Here is a 14,376-nt window from a genome sequence, read left to right as displayed (position 1 = left end):
TGAGGATGCGCCAGTTCGCGCAGAGCGCAAGATGCCGCGAGGTCAGCTTTGAGAAGATATTTGCAAGCGACGTATCACTGCAACGTGCGGAACTTCAGCGTGCCTGGCACCGTCTTGAGTTCGCGCAGCGCCTCCGGGTCGTAGTCGCGGTCCACGTCGGTGATGACATAGCCCGTGCGCTCGTCCGTTTTCAGGTGCTGGCCGAGGATGTTCAGGCCCGCCGACGCCAGGGCGCGGTTCAGTTCGGCCAGCACGCCCGGCTGGTTCCGGTGGATGTGCAGGATTCGGTGGGCGCCCGAAACCTCTGAGAGCTGGACGTTGGGCAGGTTGACGCTGAAGGTCGTGTCGCCCCGGTTCAGATAGCCCAGCAGACGTTCGGCCGCGAACTCGGCGATGGCCTCCTGCGCCTCTTCGGTCGAGCCGCCGATGTGCGGCGTCAGGATCATGTTGGGCAGACCCTGAAGCGGGCTCTCGAAGGGGTCGGCGTTGGTGCGCGGTTCTTCGGGGAAGACATCGACGGCGGCGCCGGCGACCCGGCCCGAGCCGATCGCCTGGGACAGGGCGCCGACATCGACCACATGGCCGCGCGCCAGATTCAGGAACAACGCGCCTTCCTTCATTCGGCCGAACTGGGCCGCACCGAAGATGTCAGCGTTCTCCTTGCGGCCATCGACATGCAGGGTGACCACGTCGCTTTCGGCCAGCAGCGCGTCCAGCGAGCGCATGCGGCGCGCATTGCCAAGGGCCAGGCGCTCGGACAGGTCATAGAACAGCACCCGCATGCCCAGGTTTTCGGCCAACACCGACAACTGGCTGCCGATCGCGCCGTAGCCGACGATACCCAGGGTCTTGCCACGCAGCTCCTTTGAGCCGGTGGCGGACTTGTTCCACTTGCCGACGTGCATTGCGGCGGACTTGTCCGCCACGTCGCGCATCAGGACGATCATCAGGCCGATGGCCAGTTCGACCACCGAACGGGTGTTCGAATAGGGGGCGTTGAACACCGCCACGCCGTGATCCGAAGCCGCATCCAGGTCGATCTGGTTGGTGCCGATGCAGAAGGCGGCGACGGCCATCAGTCGATCGGCCTGTTCCAGCACGCGGCGGCTGACCGAGGTCTTGGAACGGATGCCCAGGACATGGACACCCTTGATGGCGGCGATCAGATCGTCCTCGTCCAGCGCGCCCTTCTGGGTTTCAACCGAATAGCCCGCCTCCTCAAGCCGCTCGACGGCGGCGGGGTGGATGTTTTCCAGGAGCAGCATCTTCATGCGGCTGCGCGGGAAGGACCAACGGCCGACAAGGCCTTCGGCATGCAGCACCTCGTCGAGCGACGCGGCCTCGGCGTCGGCGACCTGGACCACCGGCGCGCGGCGCACGACCTCGGTGAAGGCGTAGAAGGCGTCGGCGGCCCCTGCGATCTTGACCTCAGCGTCGTTCCATCCATCGCCGACCATGACGACGCGGCCCGACAGGTTCAGGCCGTGAATGGCGGTCGGCTTGCCGTTGGCGTGCGACAGCGGGTTGGCGTCGTCCACGCCGACCACGCGGTCGTCGGCGTCATAGATCAGATCGTTGCACAGCACGCGATCGGGAGAGACGCCCAGCTCTTCGGCGACTGGCGCAATCACCTCGCGGAAGCCGCCGGAGAGGATGACGACCTTGCCCTTGTTCTGCTGGAAGAAGTTCAGGTTGCGCCGCACAGACGCCGTCAGGTGGTCCGACGCGCTCTGGGCCAGGGCGGCGACATGGGCGCGGGTCACCGGCAGCAGAGCCAGCCGGCGGCGCAAAGCCTCGCCGAACTCGATCTCTCCGGCCATGGCCTGATCCGTCAGGGCGGCGATCTGGGCGCGAGTTTCGACTGCTCCCGGCGCATCCGCCAGGGCGATGTCGGCCAGGGCTTCCAGGGTCTCGAAATCGACCAGGGTCGAATCGAAGTCGAAGATAAGTGTGGGGCGCGCGCTCATGGGCGGCGTCTTAGCGGCCTTCGCGCCTGCGGCAAAGCCGAGCGGTGCTGCTCACTGTGGGCAGATGCGCTAAAAGTTTGCCGCCCGCCGCGAGTTTCACCGGGCGGGCGGCACGAAAATGTCAGAAGCGCGCGATGCGACGCACGTGGCTGTCGGGACGACGGCTTTCGAGCACGGCTGCGCCGACGGCTGCGGCGATGGTCGCCACCGCCAGCAGCGCGCCGCCTTCGCGGGCGTGGTCACGCGCATATTGACCGGCGTCGTCAGCATAGCGGCGCGCCGTCTTGCCATGCTTCTTCAGCGCCTTCTTGCCGTCTTTACGGGCCGAACGGAACCAGTCGTCGGCGCGGTCGCGGAAATCGTAGGCGCTGTCTGCGGCGCGGTGGCGGGCGTCGCGCGAAAGGGCGCCGGCGCGTTCACCGACATCCTCGGCGCGGTGGCGGAAGGCGTCGACGGCGTCGTGGAAACGGTCGCGCAGTTCGGACGTATCGACCCAGCCGCGCGGGTCGATACGCGACTTGATGCGCTGGTAACGGGTAGGGCCGCTGCGTTGCGTCAGATAGACGACGGCGACAGCGCCGAGCGCGACCGCGAGGAGGCTGCCGGCGGTGATGCCGGGGTGTTTGCGAATCTCTTCGATCGGATCGATGTCGCGGATCATCGGCGGAACCTCTTCCAGTTATTGGCGTCATGAACGGAGCGACGGCTCCGCTTGAGCCAAAAGAGCGATCCGCGCCGAAATCGGTTCCGTCGCCCTCCCCCAAGACCCGGCGGATTAGCCCCCTTATCAAGCCGCCTGCGGGCGCCTACATAGCCGCGATCCCCAAATGACGCCCCAAAGGACCTCGCCGTGACCGATCACGCGCCCAACACTCCCGTTTCCGACGATCTGGCCGCCGCTTTCCAGATCGAAGGCTGGCCCGTGCGCGGTCGCCTAGTTCGCCTGGGCGCGACCATCGACAAGATCCTGGCCGCCCACGCCTATCCCGAGCCGGTCGCCGCCCTGCTTGGCGAGGCCTGCGCTCTGGCGGCCCTGATCGGCTCCAGCCTGAAGTTTGAGGGCCGCCTGCTGGTCCAGGCCCAGGGCGACGGCCCCGTGCGCTATGTCGTCGCCGACTATGGCACCGACGGATCGCTGCGCGGCTATTGCCGCTACGACGAGGCCGAGGTGGCCGAGGCGTCTCAGGGCTTCGCCCGTCCCGGCGCCCGCTCGCTGCTGGGCCAAGGCGTCTTTATTATGACGCTGGATCGGGGCCCGGACTTTGAGCGCACCCAAGGGATCACGCCGATCGAAGGCGAGAGCCTGTCGCTGGCCGCCGAACATTATTTCCAGCAGTCGGAACAGGTGCCGACCAAGGTGCGTCTGGCCGTCGGCCAGGTTCAGACCGAGGCCGGATCGCAATGGCGCGCCGGCGGCGCGATGATCCAAATCATCGCCGGCGACGAGGCCCGCGGCTCGACCGAAGAAGTCTGGGACCGCACGCGGGCCCTGTTCGGCACGCTGGGCGATGACGAGCTGGTCGATCCGACGATCTCGCCCGAGACGCTGCTGTTCCGCCTGTTCCACGAGGACGGCGTGCGGCTGGAGGGCGCGCGAGAACTGACGGCCGTGTGCCGTTGCTCGCGCGAACGGATTACCTCGGTCCTGGCCTCTTTCGATCCGGCCGAGCGCGCCGAAATGCTGGAAGACGACGGCAAGATCCGCGTCACCTGCGAATACTGCGCCACGGTCTATGCGCTGGACCCCGACGAAGTGGTCGCAGAGCAGATTTGAATTGCAAAGGGCGGCTCCAAAAGCCGCCCTTTCCTATCTCAGCCTTCCAAATCCAGCGAATAGCCCGCCGAGCGGACCGTGCGGATGGGATTGGCGCTTTCGTCGGCGATGGCCAGGGCCTTGCGCAGGCGACCGACGTGGACGTCGACGGTGCGGGCCTCGACATAGACGTCCGAGCCCCAGACGGCGTCCAGCAGCTGCTCGCGGCTGAACACCCGCCCGGGGTGCTGCATGAAGTGGTCCAGCAAGCGGAACTCGGTCGGGCCCAGATGGACCTCCTTGCCGTTGCGCTTCACCCGGTGCGAGACGCGATCCACGACGATGTCGCCATGGTTCAATCGGTCGTCGGCCAGACCCGGGCGGATGCGGCGCAGAACGGCGCGGATGCGCGCGATCAGCTCGACCATCGAAAAGGGCTTGGTCAGATAGTCGTCGGCACCGGTGTCCAGGCCGCGAACCCGGTCGCTCTCCTCGCCGCGCGCCGTCAGCATGATGATCGGCAGGTTGCGGGTCTCGGCCTTGCCGCGAATGCGACGGCAGACCTCGATGCCCGACAGCTTGGGCAGCATCCAGTCCAGCAGCACCAGATCGGGCAGACGCTCGTCGATCTGGAGCATACCCTCCTCGCCATCGGCGGCGACGGCGACGTCGTAGCCTTCCTTTTCGAGATTGTACTGAAGAAGGGTCGCCAGCGCGTCCTCGTCTTCCATCACAAGGATATAGGGCTGCACGTCGGGTCTCCGGTCTCGGGTCAGTGCGTCGAAAGGTTCGGCGTCGGATCGGAATCCTCAGCCGTGGGCTGGGCGCGCGGGCGTTCGCCCACGATGTCCTCGCCCGTGATTTCGTAGTGGACGGTTTCGGCGATGTTGGTCGCGTGGTCGCCGATCCGCTCCAGGTTCTTGGCCATGAAGAGCAGATGGGTGCAGGCGCCGATCGTGCGCGGATCGCCCATCATATAGGTCAGCAGTTCGCGGAACAGGGCGTTGTAGTGCTCGTCGACCTCGTCGTCGGTCTGCCAGACGGCGACGGCCCGATCGAGTTCCGAGGCCGTATAGGCGTCCAGCACATCGCGCAGGCGGGTCGAGACCAGCCTTCCCATCCGCTCGATCGAACGGGTCAGGGGCTGCATCGGCTGGGCTTCGGCCAGGATCAGCGCGCGTTTGGCGATGTTCTTGGCCAGATCGCCGGTGCGCTCCAGATCGGTTGCGATCTTCATGGCGCCCAGGGTGCGGCGCAGGTCGCTGGCGACCGGCTGGCGCAGGGCGATCAGGCGGATCGCCTTCTTCTCGATATCGCGGTGCAGGGCGTCCAGCTTCAAATCGCGCTCGACCACGGCGCGGGCCAGGGCGATGTCGCGCCGGGCGACGGAGTCGATGGCGTCCGCGACCTGGGCCTCGGCCAGACCGCCCATGCGGGCGATCTCGGCCGTGATCTGGTTCAGTTCGTCGCCATAGGCTTTGACGGTGTGCTGGTTCATCGGATTAGCCGAAGCGTCCCGTGATGTAGTCGAGCGTGCGCCGTTCACGCGGATTCTGGAAGATGTCTTCCGTATCCCCGGTCTCCACCAGACGGCCCATGTGGAAGAAGGCGGTGCGTTGCGACACGCGCGCGGCCTGGGCCATCGAGTGGGTGACGATGACGATGCAGAACCGCTCGCGCAGTTCGTCGATCAGCTCCTCGATCCGCGCCGTGGCGATGGGGTCCAGCGCCGAACAGGGCTCGTCCATCAGGATGACCTCGGGGTTCACGGCGATGGCGCGGGCGATGACCAGACGCTGCTGCTGGCCGCCTGACAGGCCCATGGCCGACGATTGCAGGCGGTCGGCGACCTCGTCCCACAGGCCGGCGCGCTTCAGCGCCTTTTCGACGACCTCGTCCATCTCGGCCTTGGACGACACCAGGCCGTGGATCTTGGGCCCATAGGCGACGTTTTCGTAGATCGATTTCGGGAAGGGGTTCGGACGCTGGAACACCATGCCGACGCGGGCGCGCAGCAGCACCGGGTCGATGGAGCGGTCGTTGATGTCCTCGCCGTCCATGGCGATGCGGCCCGTGACCTTGGCTCCGGCGATGGTGTCGTTCATGCGGTTCATGGTCCGCAGGAAGGTGGACTTGCCGCAGCCCGACGGGCCGATCAGGGCCGTGACGGTCTTGTCCGGAATATCCAGCGAGACGTCGTAGAGCGCCTGTTTGCCCTCATAGAAGACTGAGACGTCGCGCGCCGCGATCTTGATCGGACCGACGGGCGGGCTGTCGACCACGGCGGGGCCCGACCGGGGCGTGGCGTCCTCGATGCGCGGTTCGGCGGCTGCGCCCTTGGACGGAGCGATTTCGGGCAGGACCTGACCGCCCATGCGCGGCGCTTCGGTCGGATCGACCGAGCCGGCGCCGGTCTGGTCCTCGGCGGAGCGGAAAATACGGAATTTCATTCTCTTACCACCGACGCTCGAAGCGCCGCCTCAGGATTATGGCCGCCGCGTTCATGATGATCATGAAGACCAGCAGGACGATGATCGCCGCAGCGGTGCGTTCGTGGAAGGCCCGCTCCGAGGCGTTCTCCCAGATGTAGATCAGCGAGGGCAGCGCGCCGACAGGCTGGTCGATGGCGTGCGGCACGCCCGGCACGAAGCTGACCATGCCGATCAGCAGCAGCGGCGCGGTCTCGCCCAGGGCGTGGGCCATCGAGATGATGGCGCCGGTCATGACGCCGGGCATGGCCAGCGGCAGGACGTGGCTGAACACCGTCTGGGTCTTGGATGCGCCCATGGCCAGGGCGGCCTCGCGGATCGACGGGGGCACGGCTTTCAGCGCCGAACGGGTGGCGATGACCAGGGTCGGCAGGGCCATCAGCGCCAGGACCAGGCCGCCGACGATCGGACTGGCCCGCGGCAGATGCATCCAGTTGATGAACAGGGCCAGACCCAGCAGGCCGTAGACGATCGACGGCACGGCCGCGAGGTTGTTGATGTTGACCTCGATGATGTCGGTCAGCTTGTTCTTGGGCGCGAACTCTTCCAGCCAGATGGCCGCGCCGACGCCCAGCGGAATGGCGATCAGGGCCGTGACCATCAGCATCAGGGCCGAACCGACCACGGCGCCCAGGACGCCCGCCAGTTCCGGCTGCGTCGAATCGCCGTTGGTGAACAGGGCGGTGTTGAAGTGCGAGCCGATCACGCCTTCGGTCTGCATCCGGTCCAGCCAGGCGATCTGCTGGTCGGTCAGGCGGCGCTGATCCTCGGGCGTCTCCCTGGAGATTTCGCCCTTCAGATACAGATCGGCGTCATCGGACAGCGGCACGGCCATGGGCACGGTCTCGCCGATGACTTCGCTGCGCTTGGCGACCAAGTCGGCGGCGACGAACTTCAGCTCCGACGAGAACAACCGCTTCATCTGCGCGGCTTTGGTCCCCGCCGCGTCGTCCTGAATGCCCATGCGGGCCAGCTGCTGCTCGGCGGCCAGTTGCTCAAAGTTTGAGCCCTGCGGATAGGCGCGGTCCACGCGCGCCGGGTCCATGAAGACCGGCACGGTAACGGTGTGGGTGTAGAAGGCGGTGTGGCCCTGCTCGACGATGCGGACCAGCAGCACGGCCAGGAACAGCATGGCGGCGGCGATGGCCAGGCGGCCATACCATTTGAAACGCGTTTCCTTGGCGTGGCGACGCTTCAGACCGGCCCGCAAGCGGTCGAGACGTCCCTTGGCGGCCGCGCCGTCGATCTGATCGGGGGTCGCGTCAGTCATATTGTTCCCGATAGGTCTGCACGATCCGGTGGGCGATGATGTTCAGCATCAGGGTGACCAGGAACAGGGTCAGGCCCAGGCCGAAGGCGGACAGGGTCTTGGCGCTGTTGAACTCCTGGTCGCCGGTCAGCAGGGTCACGATCTGCACGGTGACGGTGGTGACGGTGTCCAGCGGATTGAAGGTCAGGTTGGCGGCCAGGCCCGCAGCCATGGTCACGATCATGGTCTCGCCGATGGCGCGCGACACGGCCAGCAGCAGGGCGCCGGCGATGCCCGGCAGCGCGGCGGGCAGAAGAACCCGCTTCACCGTCTCGGACTTAGTCGCGCCCATGGCGAACGAGCCGTCACGCAGCGACTGAGGCACGGCGTTCAGAATATCGTCGGACAGGGACGACACGAACGGGATCAGCATGATGCCCATCACCGCGCCGGCCGTCAGGGCCATCTGGTTCTGAACCAGAGCCAGGTATTGACCCAGCCCGTCCAGCGGTCCGCCGATCAGGAAGAGGCCGATCTCGTTGAAGAAGACCCGCAGCAACGGCCCAACCGTCAGGGCGGCGAAGAAGCCGTAAACGACGGTCGGCACGCCGGCGAGGATCTCCAGCAGCGGCTTAATCACCGCGCGGGTCGTGCGGCCGGCGTATTCCGACAGATAGATGGCCGACAGCAGGCCGATCGGCGCAGCGACGCACATGGCGATGACCATGATCAGCAGGGTGCCGGCGAACAGCGGCACAGCCCCGAAGGCGCCCGAGGACCCGACCTGATCGGCGCGGATGGCGATCTGCGGGCTCCATTGGGTGCCAAACAGGAAGTCGAGAACCGGCACCTTCTGGAAGAATCGGAAGCTGTCGAAGGCCAGGGAGGCGATGATGCCCAGGGTCGTCAGGACGGCAATGGCCGAGCAGACGAACAGGGCGCCGTAGATCCAGCCCTCGACCCGGTTGCGGGCGCGCGTCTGAGGCTTGATCTGCGTCAGGGCGAACAGGCCGCCCAGGATGGCGGCCAGGATGGCGGCGACACCGCCGCCCCACGACAGGGTGCGTTCGATGCGAACCATGCGGCGCGCCTCGACCGGCAGCTGTTCGGCCAGCGGGCGTTCCCAGATCTGCAGCGCGGCCTCTCCGCGACCCACGCGGTGGGCGTCGGCGAAGAAGGCGTCGCGGCGGAACGGCTCCAGCGCCGCGACCGCATCAGGCGTACCGACCGCGGTCAACTGACGCTGAAGCGGGGCGGCGAAGACCGAGGCCAGGATCAAGACCAGCAGAGCCGGCGCGGCGACCCAGATCAGGGCATAGGCGCCGTGCTGGCCGGGGCGGGAATGGGGCTTTGCGCCGATCGCACGACGACGCGCCAACGTACGTCCGCCCAAGAAGGCGGCCGCACTCAAGGCGACGAGGATCAGCAAATAAATCCAGATCATTCAGAAGTCCGAAGCGCCGTGCGCGAATCGACGACGGTCCTGAACATCGGGACCAACGCGGCGCGACTACTGCCCGCGAATGGTCAGCGGATTACGACGGGTCGATGACAGTTGGGTGACAGCGACCGTCCGTCGCGGCCTCAGCGTCGCTCTACCGGCTGGGGAAACCAAGCGGTGAAGGCGGCGCCCATGCCGGGCGCGCTTTCGACCACCAGGCCGCCCTGGTGACGGTTGATGATGTGTTTGACGATGGCCAGGCCCAGCCCCGTCCCCTGCCGCTCGCCGCTCTTTTGACCCTCGACCCGGTAGAAGCGCTCGGTCAGGCGGGGCAGGTGTTCGCGCGCCATGCCGGGCCCATGATCGCGCACCGTGACGGCGGCATAGGAGACGCCGGCCGTGCGGTCCGGCGTGACCAGCGGCAGTCGTGTCGCGCCAGGCATGCGCGAGGCCCAGGCCTCGTCGAACGACAGATCCGAACGGACCGAGATTTCGACCGTGCCGTTACGTGACGAATATTTGACGGCGTTGTCGAGCAGGTTCTGCACCACCTGCAATATCTCGTCCCGATCGCCGCTGATCGACGCCCTCGCCTCGCCCTGATCCAGGGCGATGGCGATCTCCTTTTCGCGCGTCAGAACGCTGATGGCGTCGACCACGTCAGAGGCGGCGCGGTCCAGATCGACGCGGCCAGAGGGCGGAATATGTTCGTTCAGCTCGATCCGGCTGAGTGACAGCAGATCCGCGACCAGCCGCCCCATACGGTCCGCCTGGGCCGACATGATGTCCAGGAACCGGTCGCGCGCAACCACGTCCTCACGGGCATGGCCCTTCAGGGTCTCGATAAAGCCGCTGAGCGAGGCCAGGGGCGTACGCAGTTCGTGGCTGGCGTTGGCCAGGAAGTCCACGCGCATCATCTCGATACGGCGCGAGTCCGTTTCGTCGCGCAGGATCAGCAGGGCCAACTCCGACCCTGCCTTGCCTGAATCTTCGAGTGAGAGCGGCCGGGTCCAGGCGCGCCAGCGTCGGTCGCGCTGACCGCCCGTCGCATAATCCGTGGTGCGCGCCGTCCCGCCGAACAGGGCCTCGTCCACCGCCTCCAGCACGCCCGGTTCGCGGATCACCTGGACCAGCAAGGCGCCTTGGCGCTGGATACGCAGAAGCTCGCGCGCCGCCGCATTCGCCATGACAATGCGTCGCCCGGCGATGTCGTCCGGCTCGCCGCCGCTGACCACCAGCACCGGATCGTCCAGCGCCTCGAACACGCGGTCGAGAAGATCGCCCGTGACCATGTCGATAGCGGGCTCGGTCGCGGTGCCTTGGCTGGTCGCCGGCTCAGCCCTGCTCGCCTCGCTCATGTTCAAAAGCCAGGCCGAGGCCGCCACGATCACCGCCCCGCCGACCAGCCAGTTGGCCAGTTCGGGATGCAGGATCGCCAGCACCAGCAGGGTCACGATGGCGATGCCGATGCTGGCGCCGACCGTCCAGAGCCGCGAGGTGGAGACCGGCGCGACGGGCGATGGCGAGACTTCGTAAGGCATGGGTCCGGGCGACCTCGAACTGAAGAACGATTCCGATCCTTGCACGGATTCTGTGACGGCGTGCCGACAGCCTGCGGCGCCCATAAGCTTCGCCGCACGGTTTCTTTAGAATTGTCGTCTATCGTACGCTCAAGGGGAGGCCTCGTGGACCGCATAATCCATTGCATTGCGCACGATCACGACTGGCGGATCACGCTGTTCGCTGCGCTGATCTGCATGGCCGGTCTGGGCGTGTCGACCCATGTCATGCAGAAGATGGGCCGGCGCGACCCCGATCGACGACGCCGTGCGGTCCTGCTGGCCGTCATGATTGGGGCCCTGTCCATCTGGGCGACCCATTTCGTGGCCATGCAAGGGTTCGTGGCCGGTGTGCCGGTGCGTTACAATCCGTTCCTGACGGTCGCCTCTCTTGGGATCGCGCTGGCCATGATCGGCCTGACGATCGGCTCGACGTTGATGGGCAAGGGCCGGATGTGGCGCGTGCTTGCCGCAGTGATCGCGGTCGCCGGCGTCGGCGCCATGCATTATCTGGGTATGGCCGCCATAAGAGCGCCGGCGCACATCAGCTGGGATCCCGGCCTAGTCGCCCTGTCCATCATCGCGGCCCTGGCGATCGGCGGCGCGACGGCCTTCTTCTATCGTCGGGGCGGCCTGCTGCGCCTGCTGGCGACCACGACGGGACTGTCCGCGACCGTTATCGTTCTTCACTTCATCGGCATGTCCGCCATCACGGTGACGCCGGACACGACCGTCGCCGCCGACCAAGGGCTGTCCAGCGAGGCGATGCGACTGCTGCTGGCCGCCATTCTGCTGATGATCTGCACGGCCGCCGCCGTCCTGGGCATGATGGCCTATATTTCGCGCGCCACCGCGTTGCGCCGTATCCGCGAGGCGGTGGACGCCATGCCCGATGGTCTGGGCTTCTATGATTCCAAGGACCGGCTGGTGCTTTGGAATGCGCGCTATGCCGAGGTGAACCCCGAGCTTGAGCCGCATCTGGTCGTCGGCCTGACCTTCCGCGAAGCTCTTCGCATCGGCATCGACGAGGGCCGTTATCAGGAGGCGGCGGGCCGCGAAGAAGAATGGCTGAACGAGCGCATGCAGGCGCGTCGTCAGCTGTCATCGAACAGCGAGCAGCAGGTCGCCGGCGGGCGTTGGCTGCGTATCCAGGATCGCCGTACGTCCGAGGGCGGGACGGTCACGGTCTGCAACGACATCACCGATCTAAAGCGCGACGCCGAGGCCCTGTCCGAAGCGCGTGACGCGGCGGAGGCCGCCAATGTCGCCAAGAGCCAGTTTCTGGCGAACATGAGCCATGAGATTCGCACGCCGTTGAACGGCGTGATCGGCCTGTCCCAGGCCCTGGCGAAGACCGATCTGACATCTGAACAGCGTGAGATGCTGGATCTGATGCAGGCGTCTGGAAAGACGCTGCAAAGCCTGCTGAGCGACATCCTGGATCTGGCGCGCGTCGAATCGGGCAAGCTGGAGCTGACCGAAGACGCCTTCGAACTGGCGACGGTCGTGCGCGAGGCGGCTCAGCTCTATGCCGAGAACGCGCGTGAGAAGCATCTCGACTTCCATGTGGATATCGATCTTGAGGACGACGTCTGGATCCTGGGCGATGCGGTGCGCCTGAAGCAGGTGCTGACCAATCTGATCTCGAACGCCGTCAAGTTCACCAGCAAGGGCTTTGTCGGCCTGATCGTGCAGCGTGGCGCGGACCGCGAGGGCTCGCCCGTGCTGCGCTTCACCGTCGAGGACAGCGGCATCGGCTTCGACGCCGCGACGCGGGCGCGCCTGTTCAGTCGCTTCGAACAGGCCGACGGCGGCATCACACGCAAGTTCGGCGGTTCGGGCCTGGGCCTGTCCATCTGTCGTCAGCTGGCCGAGATGATGGGCGGCGACCTGGGCTGTGAGAGCGAACCCGGTGGCGGCGCGGCCTTTATCCTGACGTTGCCGCTGAGACAGACCCAGGCCCCGTCGCGCAAAGAACCGGCGCCGGCCCAACCCGCCGTCGTGGAGCAGGCGAGGACGATCCGCGTGCTGGTCGCCGACGACCATCCGACCAACCGCCGCGTCATCGAACTGATTCTGGCGCAGACGCCGACGCAGATCGTGATCGCCGAGAACGGCGCCCAGGCGGTGGAAAGCTTCCGGGCCGACACCTTCGACTTGGTGTTGATGGACATGCAGATGCCCATCATGGACGGGCTGACCGCGACGCAGGAGATTCGCCTGCACGAGGCGACGATGGGTCTGGATCGCACGCCGATCGTCATGCTGACCGCCAACGCCATGCCCGAACACATAGCAGCCGGACGCGCGGCTGGGGCCGACCATCACCTGGCCAAGCCTTTCAACGCCGCAGAACTGCTGGGCATCGTCGCAGCGCCGACCTCGCTGCTGAAGGATCGCGCGCGGGCGGCGTGAAGCGGAACCTTTGACGGTTGCGCCTTGGACCTGATGCGTGTAATAGCCCGCGCTCTTGAATTCGAGGGTTCATCACCCCCGCCGCGAGAGCCCCGGGTTGGCGCGGCGTTTCCGTTGTTGTTGAGGCGAGCCACATGGCCGAGATCATTCTGAACGTGGACGTCCGCGATGGCGTCGGCACCGGCGGCGCTCGCGCTGCGCGTCGCGCCGGTTTCGTGCCGGGCGTCCTTTACGGCGGCGAGCAAGCCCCCGTCGCCATTTCGGTGAACGAGAAGGACTTCCGCAAGTCGCTCTACACCGGCAAGCTGCTGGGCCACCTGGTGACCCTGAAGTACGGCGACGAGACCCAGCCGGTCATCGCCAAGGACGTGCAGTTCGACCCCGTTTCGGACCGCCCCCTGCACTTCGACCTGATGCGCGTCGACGAGAAGGCTCCGGTCAAGATCGAAGTGCCGGTGCACTTCCTGAACGCCGATGAAGCGCCCTACTCGCGTCAGGGCGGCTCGCTGGAGATCGTCCGTCACGCCGTCGAGATCCTGGTCCGCGCCGACCAGATCCCGGAAGAGCTGGTTGTCGACCTGGCCAAGGCCGAAATCGGCGACACCATCCGCATCTCGGACATCAAGCTGCCCAAGGGCGCGGAAGCCACCATCACCGACCGCGACTTCGTGATCGCCACGGTCAAGATTTCGTCGGCCGCCCTGTCGGAAGCCGCTGACGAAGCCGCCGAAGCCGAGGCCGCTCCGGCCGAGAAGACCGAAGACTGACCCTTCGTCGCTTCGACAAGATCAGGCCCCGCACGGTTCGCCGTGCGGGGCTTTTCTTTGCCTGACGTAAACGGCAAGAGGACGCCATGATCATCATCGCGGGGCTCGGCAATCCGGGCGGGAAATACGAAAAGAACCGGCACAACATCGGCTTCATGGCCGCCGACGAGATTGCGCGCCGCTGGCGCTTCGGTCCTGAACGCGCCAAGTTCCAGTCGATCGTCAGCGAGGGTCTGGTCGACGGGACCAAGGTCCTGCTGATGAAGCCCCAGACCTATATGAACGAAAGCGGTCGGGCGGTCGGCGAGGCGGCGCGGTTCTATAAGATCAAGCTGAGCGAAATCATCGTCTTCCACGACGAGATCGACCTGGCCCCCGGGCGGTTTCGTATGAAGACCGGCGGCGGCGCGGCCGGACAGAACGGCATCCGGTCGCTTATCAGTCATCTGGGCGCCGATTTCCGACGCGCGCGCATGGGCATCGGCCATCCGGGCGAAAAGGAATTGGTCATGCCGCATGTTCTGGGCGACTTCCACAAGGCCGAACAGCCCTGGCTGGACGCCATGCTTCAAGCCTGCGCCGACGCCCTGCCCTTCGCGATCGCCGGCGACGACGAACGCTATCAGGGCGAGGTCATGCGCCTGGCCCCCGCGCCCAAGTTCAGCCCCCGCCAGGCGGCGCGTGGCGAGCTTTAGGACAAACCGCCGCCTTTCACGCCGTTACAAAACGCCGTAGA

The 14,376-nt window shown here is 66.3% G+C and carries 12 protein-coding genes and 1 pseudogene; 4 read left to right on the top strand and 9 right to left on the bottom strand.

The window, feature by feature from the left end; all coding sequences use genetic code 11:
• Positions 1 to 74: 74 nt before the first annotated feature.
• From serA to PFY01_RS06690, 3 genes and pseudogenes are all read right to left on the bottom strand, one after another.
• Positions 75 to 1,271: a phosphoglycerate dehydrogenase gene (gene serA / locus PFY01_RS06695; protein WP_420197064.1), complete on the bottom strand. Its 1,197-nt coding sequence runs from the start codon at positions 1,269 to 1,271 to the stop codon at positions 75 to 77.
• Positions 1,272 to 1,487: 216 nt separating this feature from the next.
• Positions 1,488 to 1,967 (bottom strand): annotated as a pseudogene (locus PFY01_RS15575) (HAD family hydrolase); the annotation flags it as partial.
• A 121-nt stretch (positions 1,968 to 2,088) separates the two neighbouring features.
• Positions 2,089 to 2,628: a hypothetical protein gene (locus PFY01_RS06690; protein WP_112861608.1), complete on the bottom strand. Its 540-nt coding sequence runs from the start codon at positions 2,626 to 2,628 to the stop codon at positions 2,089 to 2,091.
• A gap of 189 nt (positions 2,629 to 2,817) precedes the next feature.
• Here PFY01_RS06690 and PFY01_RS06685 point away from each other — a divergent pair, with 189 nt between their 5' ends.
• Positions 2,818 to 3,741, top strand: a complete 924-nt coding sequence (locus tag PFY01_RS06685; RefSeq protein WP_205681382.1) for an Hsp33 family molecular chaperone — start codon at positions 2,818 to 2,820, stop codon at positions 3,739 to 3,741.
• 38 nt (positions 3,742 to 3,779) lie between these two features.
• Here the strand turns inward: PFY01_RS06685 and phoB are convergent, their stop codons facing one another.
• The 6 genes from phoB to PFY01_RS06655 form a co-directional block, all read right to left on the bottom strand.
• On the bottom strand, positions 3,780 to 4,472 hold the full coding sequence (gene phoB, locus PFY01_RS06680) for a phosphate regulon transcriptional regulator PhoB (RefSeq protein WP_017505977.1): 693 nt from the start codon (positions 4,470 to 4,472) through the stop codon (positions 3,780 to 3,782).
• Between the two features lie 20 nt (positions 4,473 to 4,492).
• Positions 4,493 to 5,218 carry a phosphate signaling complex protein PhoU gene (gene phoU, locus PFY01_RS06675; protein ID WP_017505976.1) on the bottom strand — a complete coding sequence of 242 codons (726 nt, stop codon included), beginning with the start codon at positions 5,216 to 5,218 and terminating at the stop codon, positions 4,493 to 4,495.
• A gap of 4 nt (positions 5,219 to 5,222) precedes the next feature.
• Positions 5,223 to 6,170 (bottom strand): phosphate ABC transporter ATP-binding protein PstB, encoded by a 948-nt coding sequence (pstB, locus tag PFY01_RS06670; protein WP_137721223.1) that lies wholly within the window; start codon positions 6,168 to 6,170, stop codon positions 5,223 to 5,225.
• A gap of 4 nt (positions 6,171 to 6,174) precedes the next feature.
• Positions 6,175 to 7,479, bottom strand: coding sequence for a phosphate ABC transporter permease PstA (gene pstA / locus PFY01_RS06665; RefSeq protein ID WP_271042884.1), 1,305 nt, complete (start codon positions 7,477 to 7,479; stop codon positions 6,175 to 6,177).
• Positions 7,472 to 8,902: a phosphate ABC transporter permease subunit PstC gene (gene pstC / locus PFY01_RS06660; RefSeq protein ID WP_055755010.1), complete on the bottom strand. Its 1,431-nt coding sequence runs from the start codon at positions 8,900 to 8,902 to the stop codon at positions 7,472 to 7,474. Before pstC ends, pstA begins: the two co-directional genes overlap by 8 nt.
• A gap of 140 nt (positions 8,903 to 9,042) precedes the next feature.
• A complete protein-coding gene (locus PFY01_RS06655; RefSeq protein WP_271042883.1) occupies positions 9,043 to 10,440 on the bottom strand; it encodes an ATP-binding protein in 1,398 nt (465 codons plus the stop codon).
• 144 nt (positions 10,441 to 10,584) lie between these two features.
• Here PFY01_RS06655 and PFY01_RS06650 point away from each other — a divergent pair, with 144 nt between their 5' ends.
• From PFY01_RS06650 to pth, 3 genes are all read left to right on the top strand, one after another.
• Positions 10,585 to 12,873, top strand: a complete 2,289-nt coding sequence (locus PFY01_RS06650) for an ATP-binding protein (protein WP_271042882.1) — start codon at positions 10,585 to 10,587, stop codon at positions 12,871 to 12,873.
• A gap of 134 nt (positions 12,874 to 13,007) precedes the next feature.
• Complete coding sequence (locus PFY01_RS06645) at positions 13,008 to 13,640, top strand: 50S ribosomal protein L25/general stress protein Ctc (RefSeq protein ID WP_055755012.1); 633 nt, start codon at positions 13,008 to 13,010, stop codon at positions 13,638 to 13,640.
• Positions 13,641 to 13,726: 86 nt separating this feature from the next.
• Positions 13,727 to 14,335, top strand: coding sequence for an aminoacyl-tRNA hydrolase (pth, locus tag PFY01_RS06640; RefSeq protein WP_271042881.1), 609 nt, complete (start codon positions 13,727 to 13,729; stop codon positions 14,333 to 14,335).
• The last annotated feature ends 41 nt before the right edge of the window (positions 14,336 to 14,376 follow it).

The organism is Brevundimonas vesicularis, assembly GCF_027886425.1.
Taxonomy (GTDB): domain Bacteria; phylum Pseudomonadota; class Alphaproteobacteria; order Caulobacterales; family Caulobacteraceae; genus Brevundimonas; species Brevundimonas vesicularis_C.
Note: the sequence above shows the minus strand (reverse complement) of the source record. Positions and strands in the feature narration are given on the sequence as shown.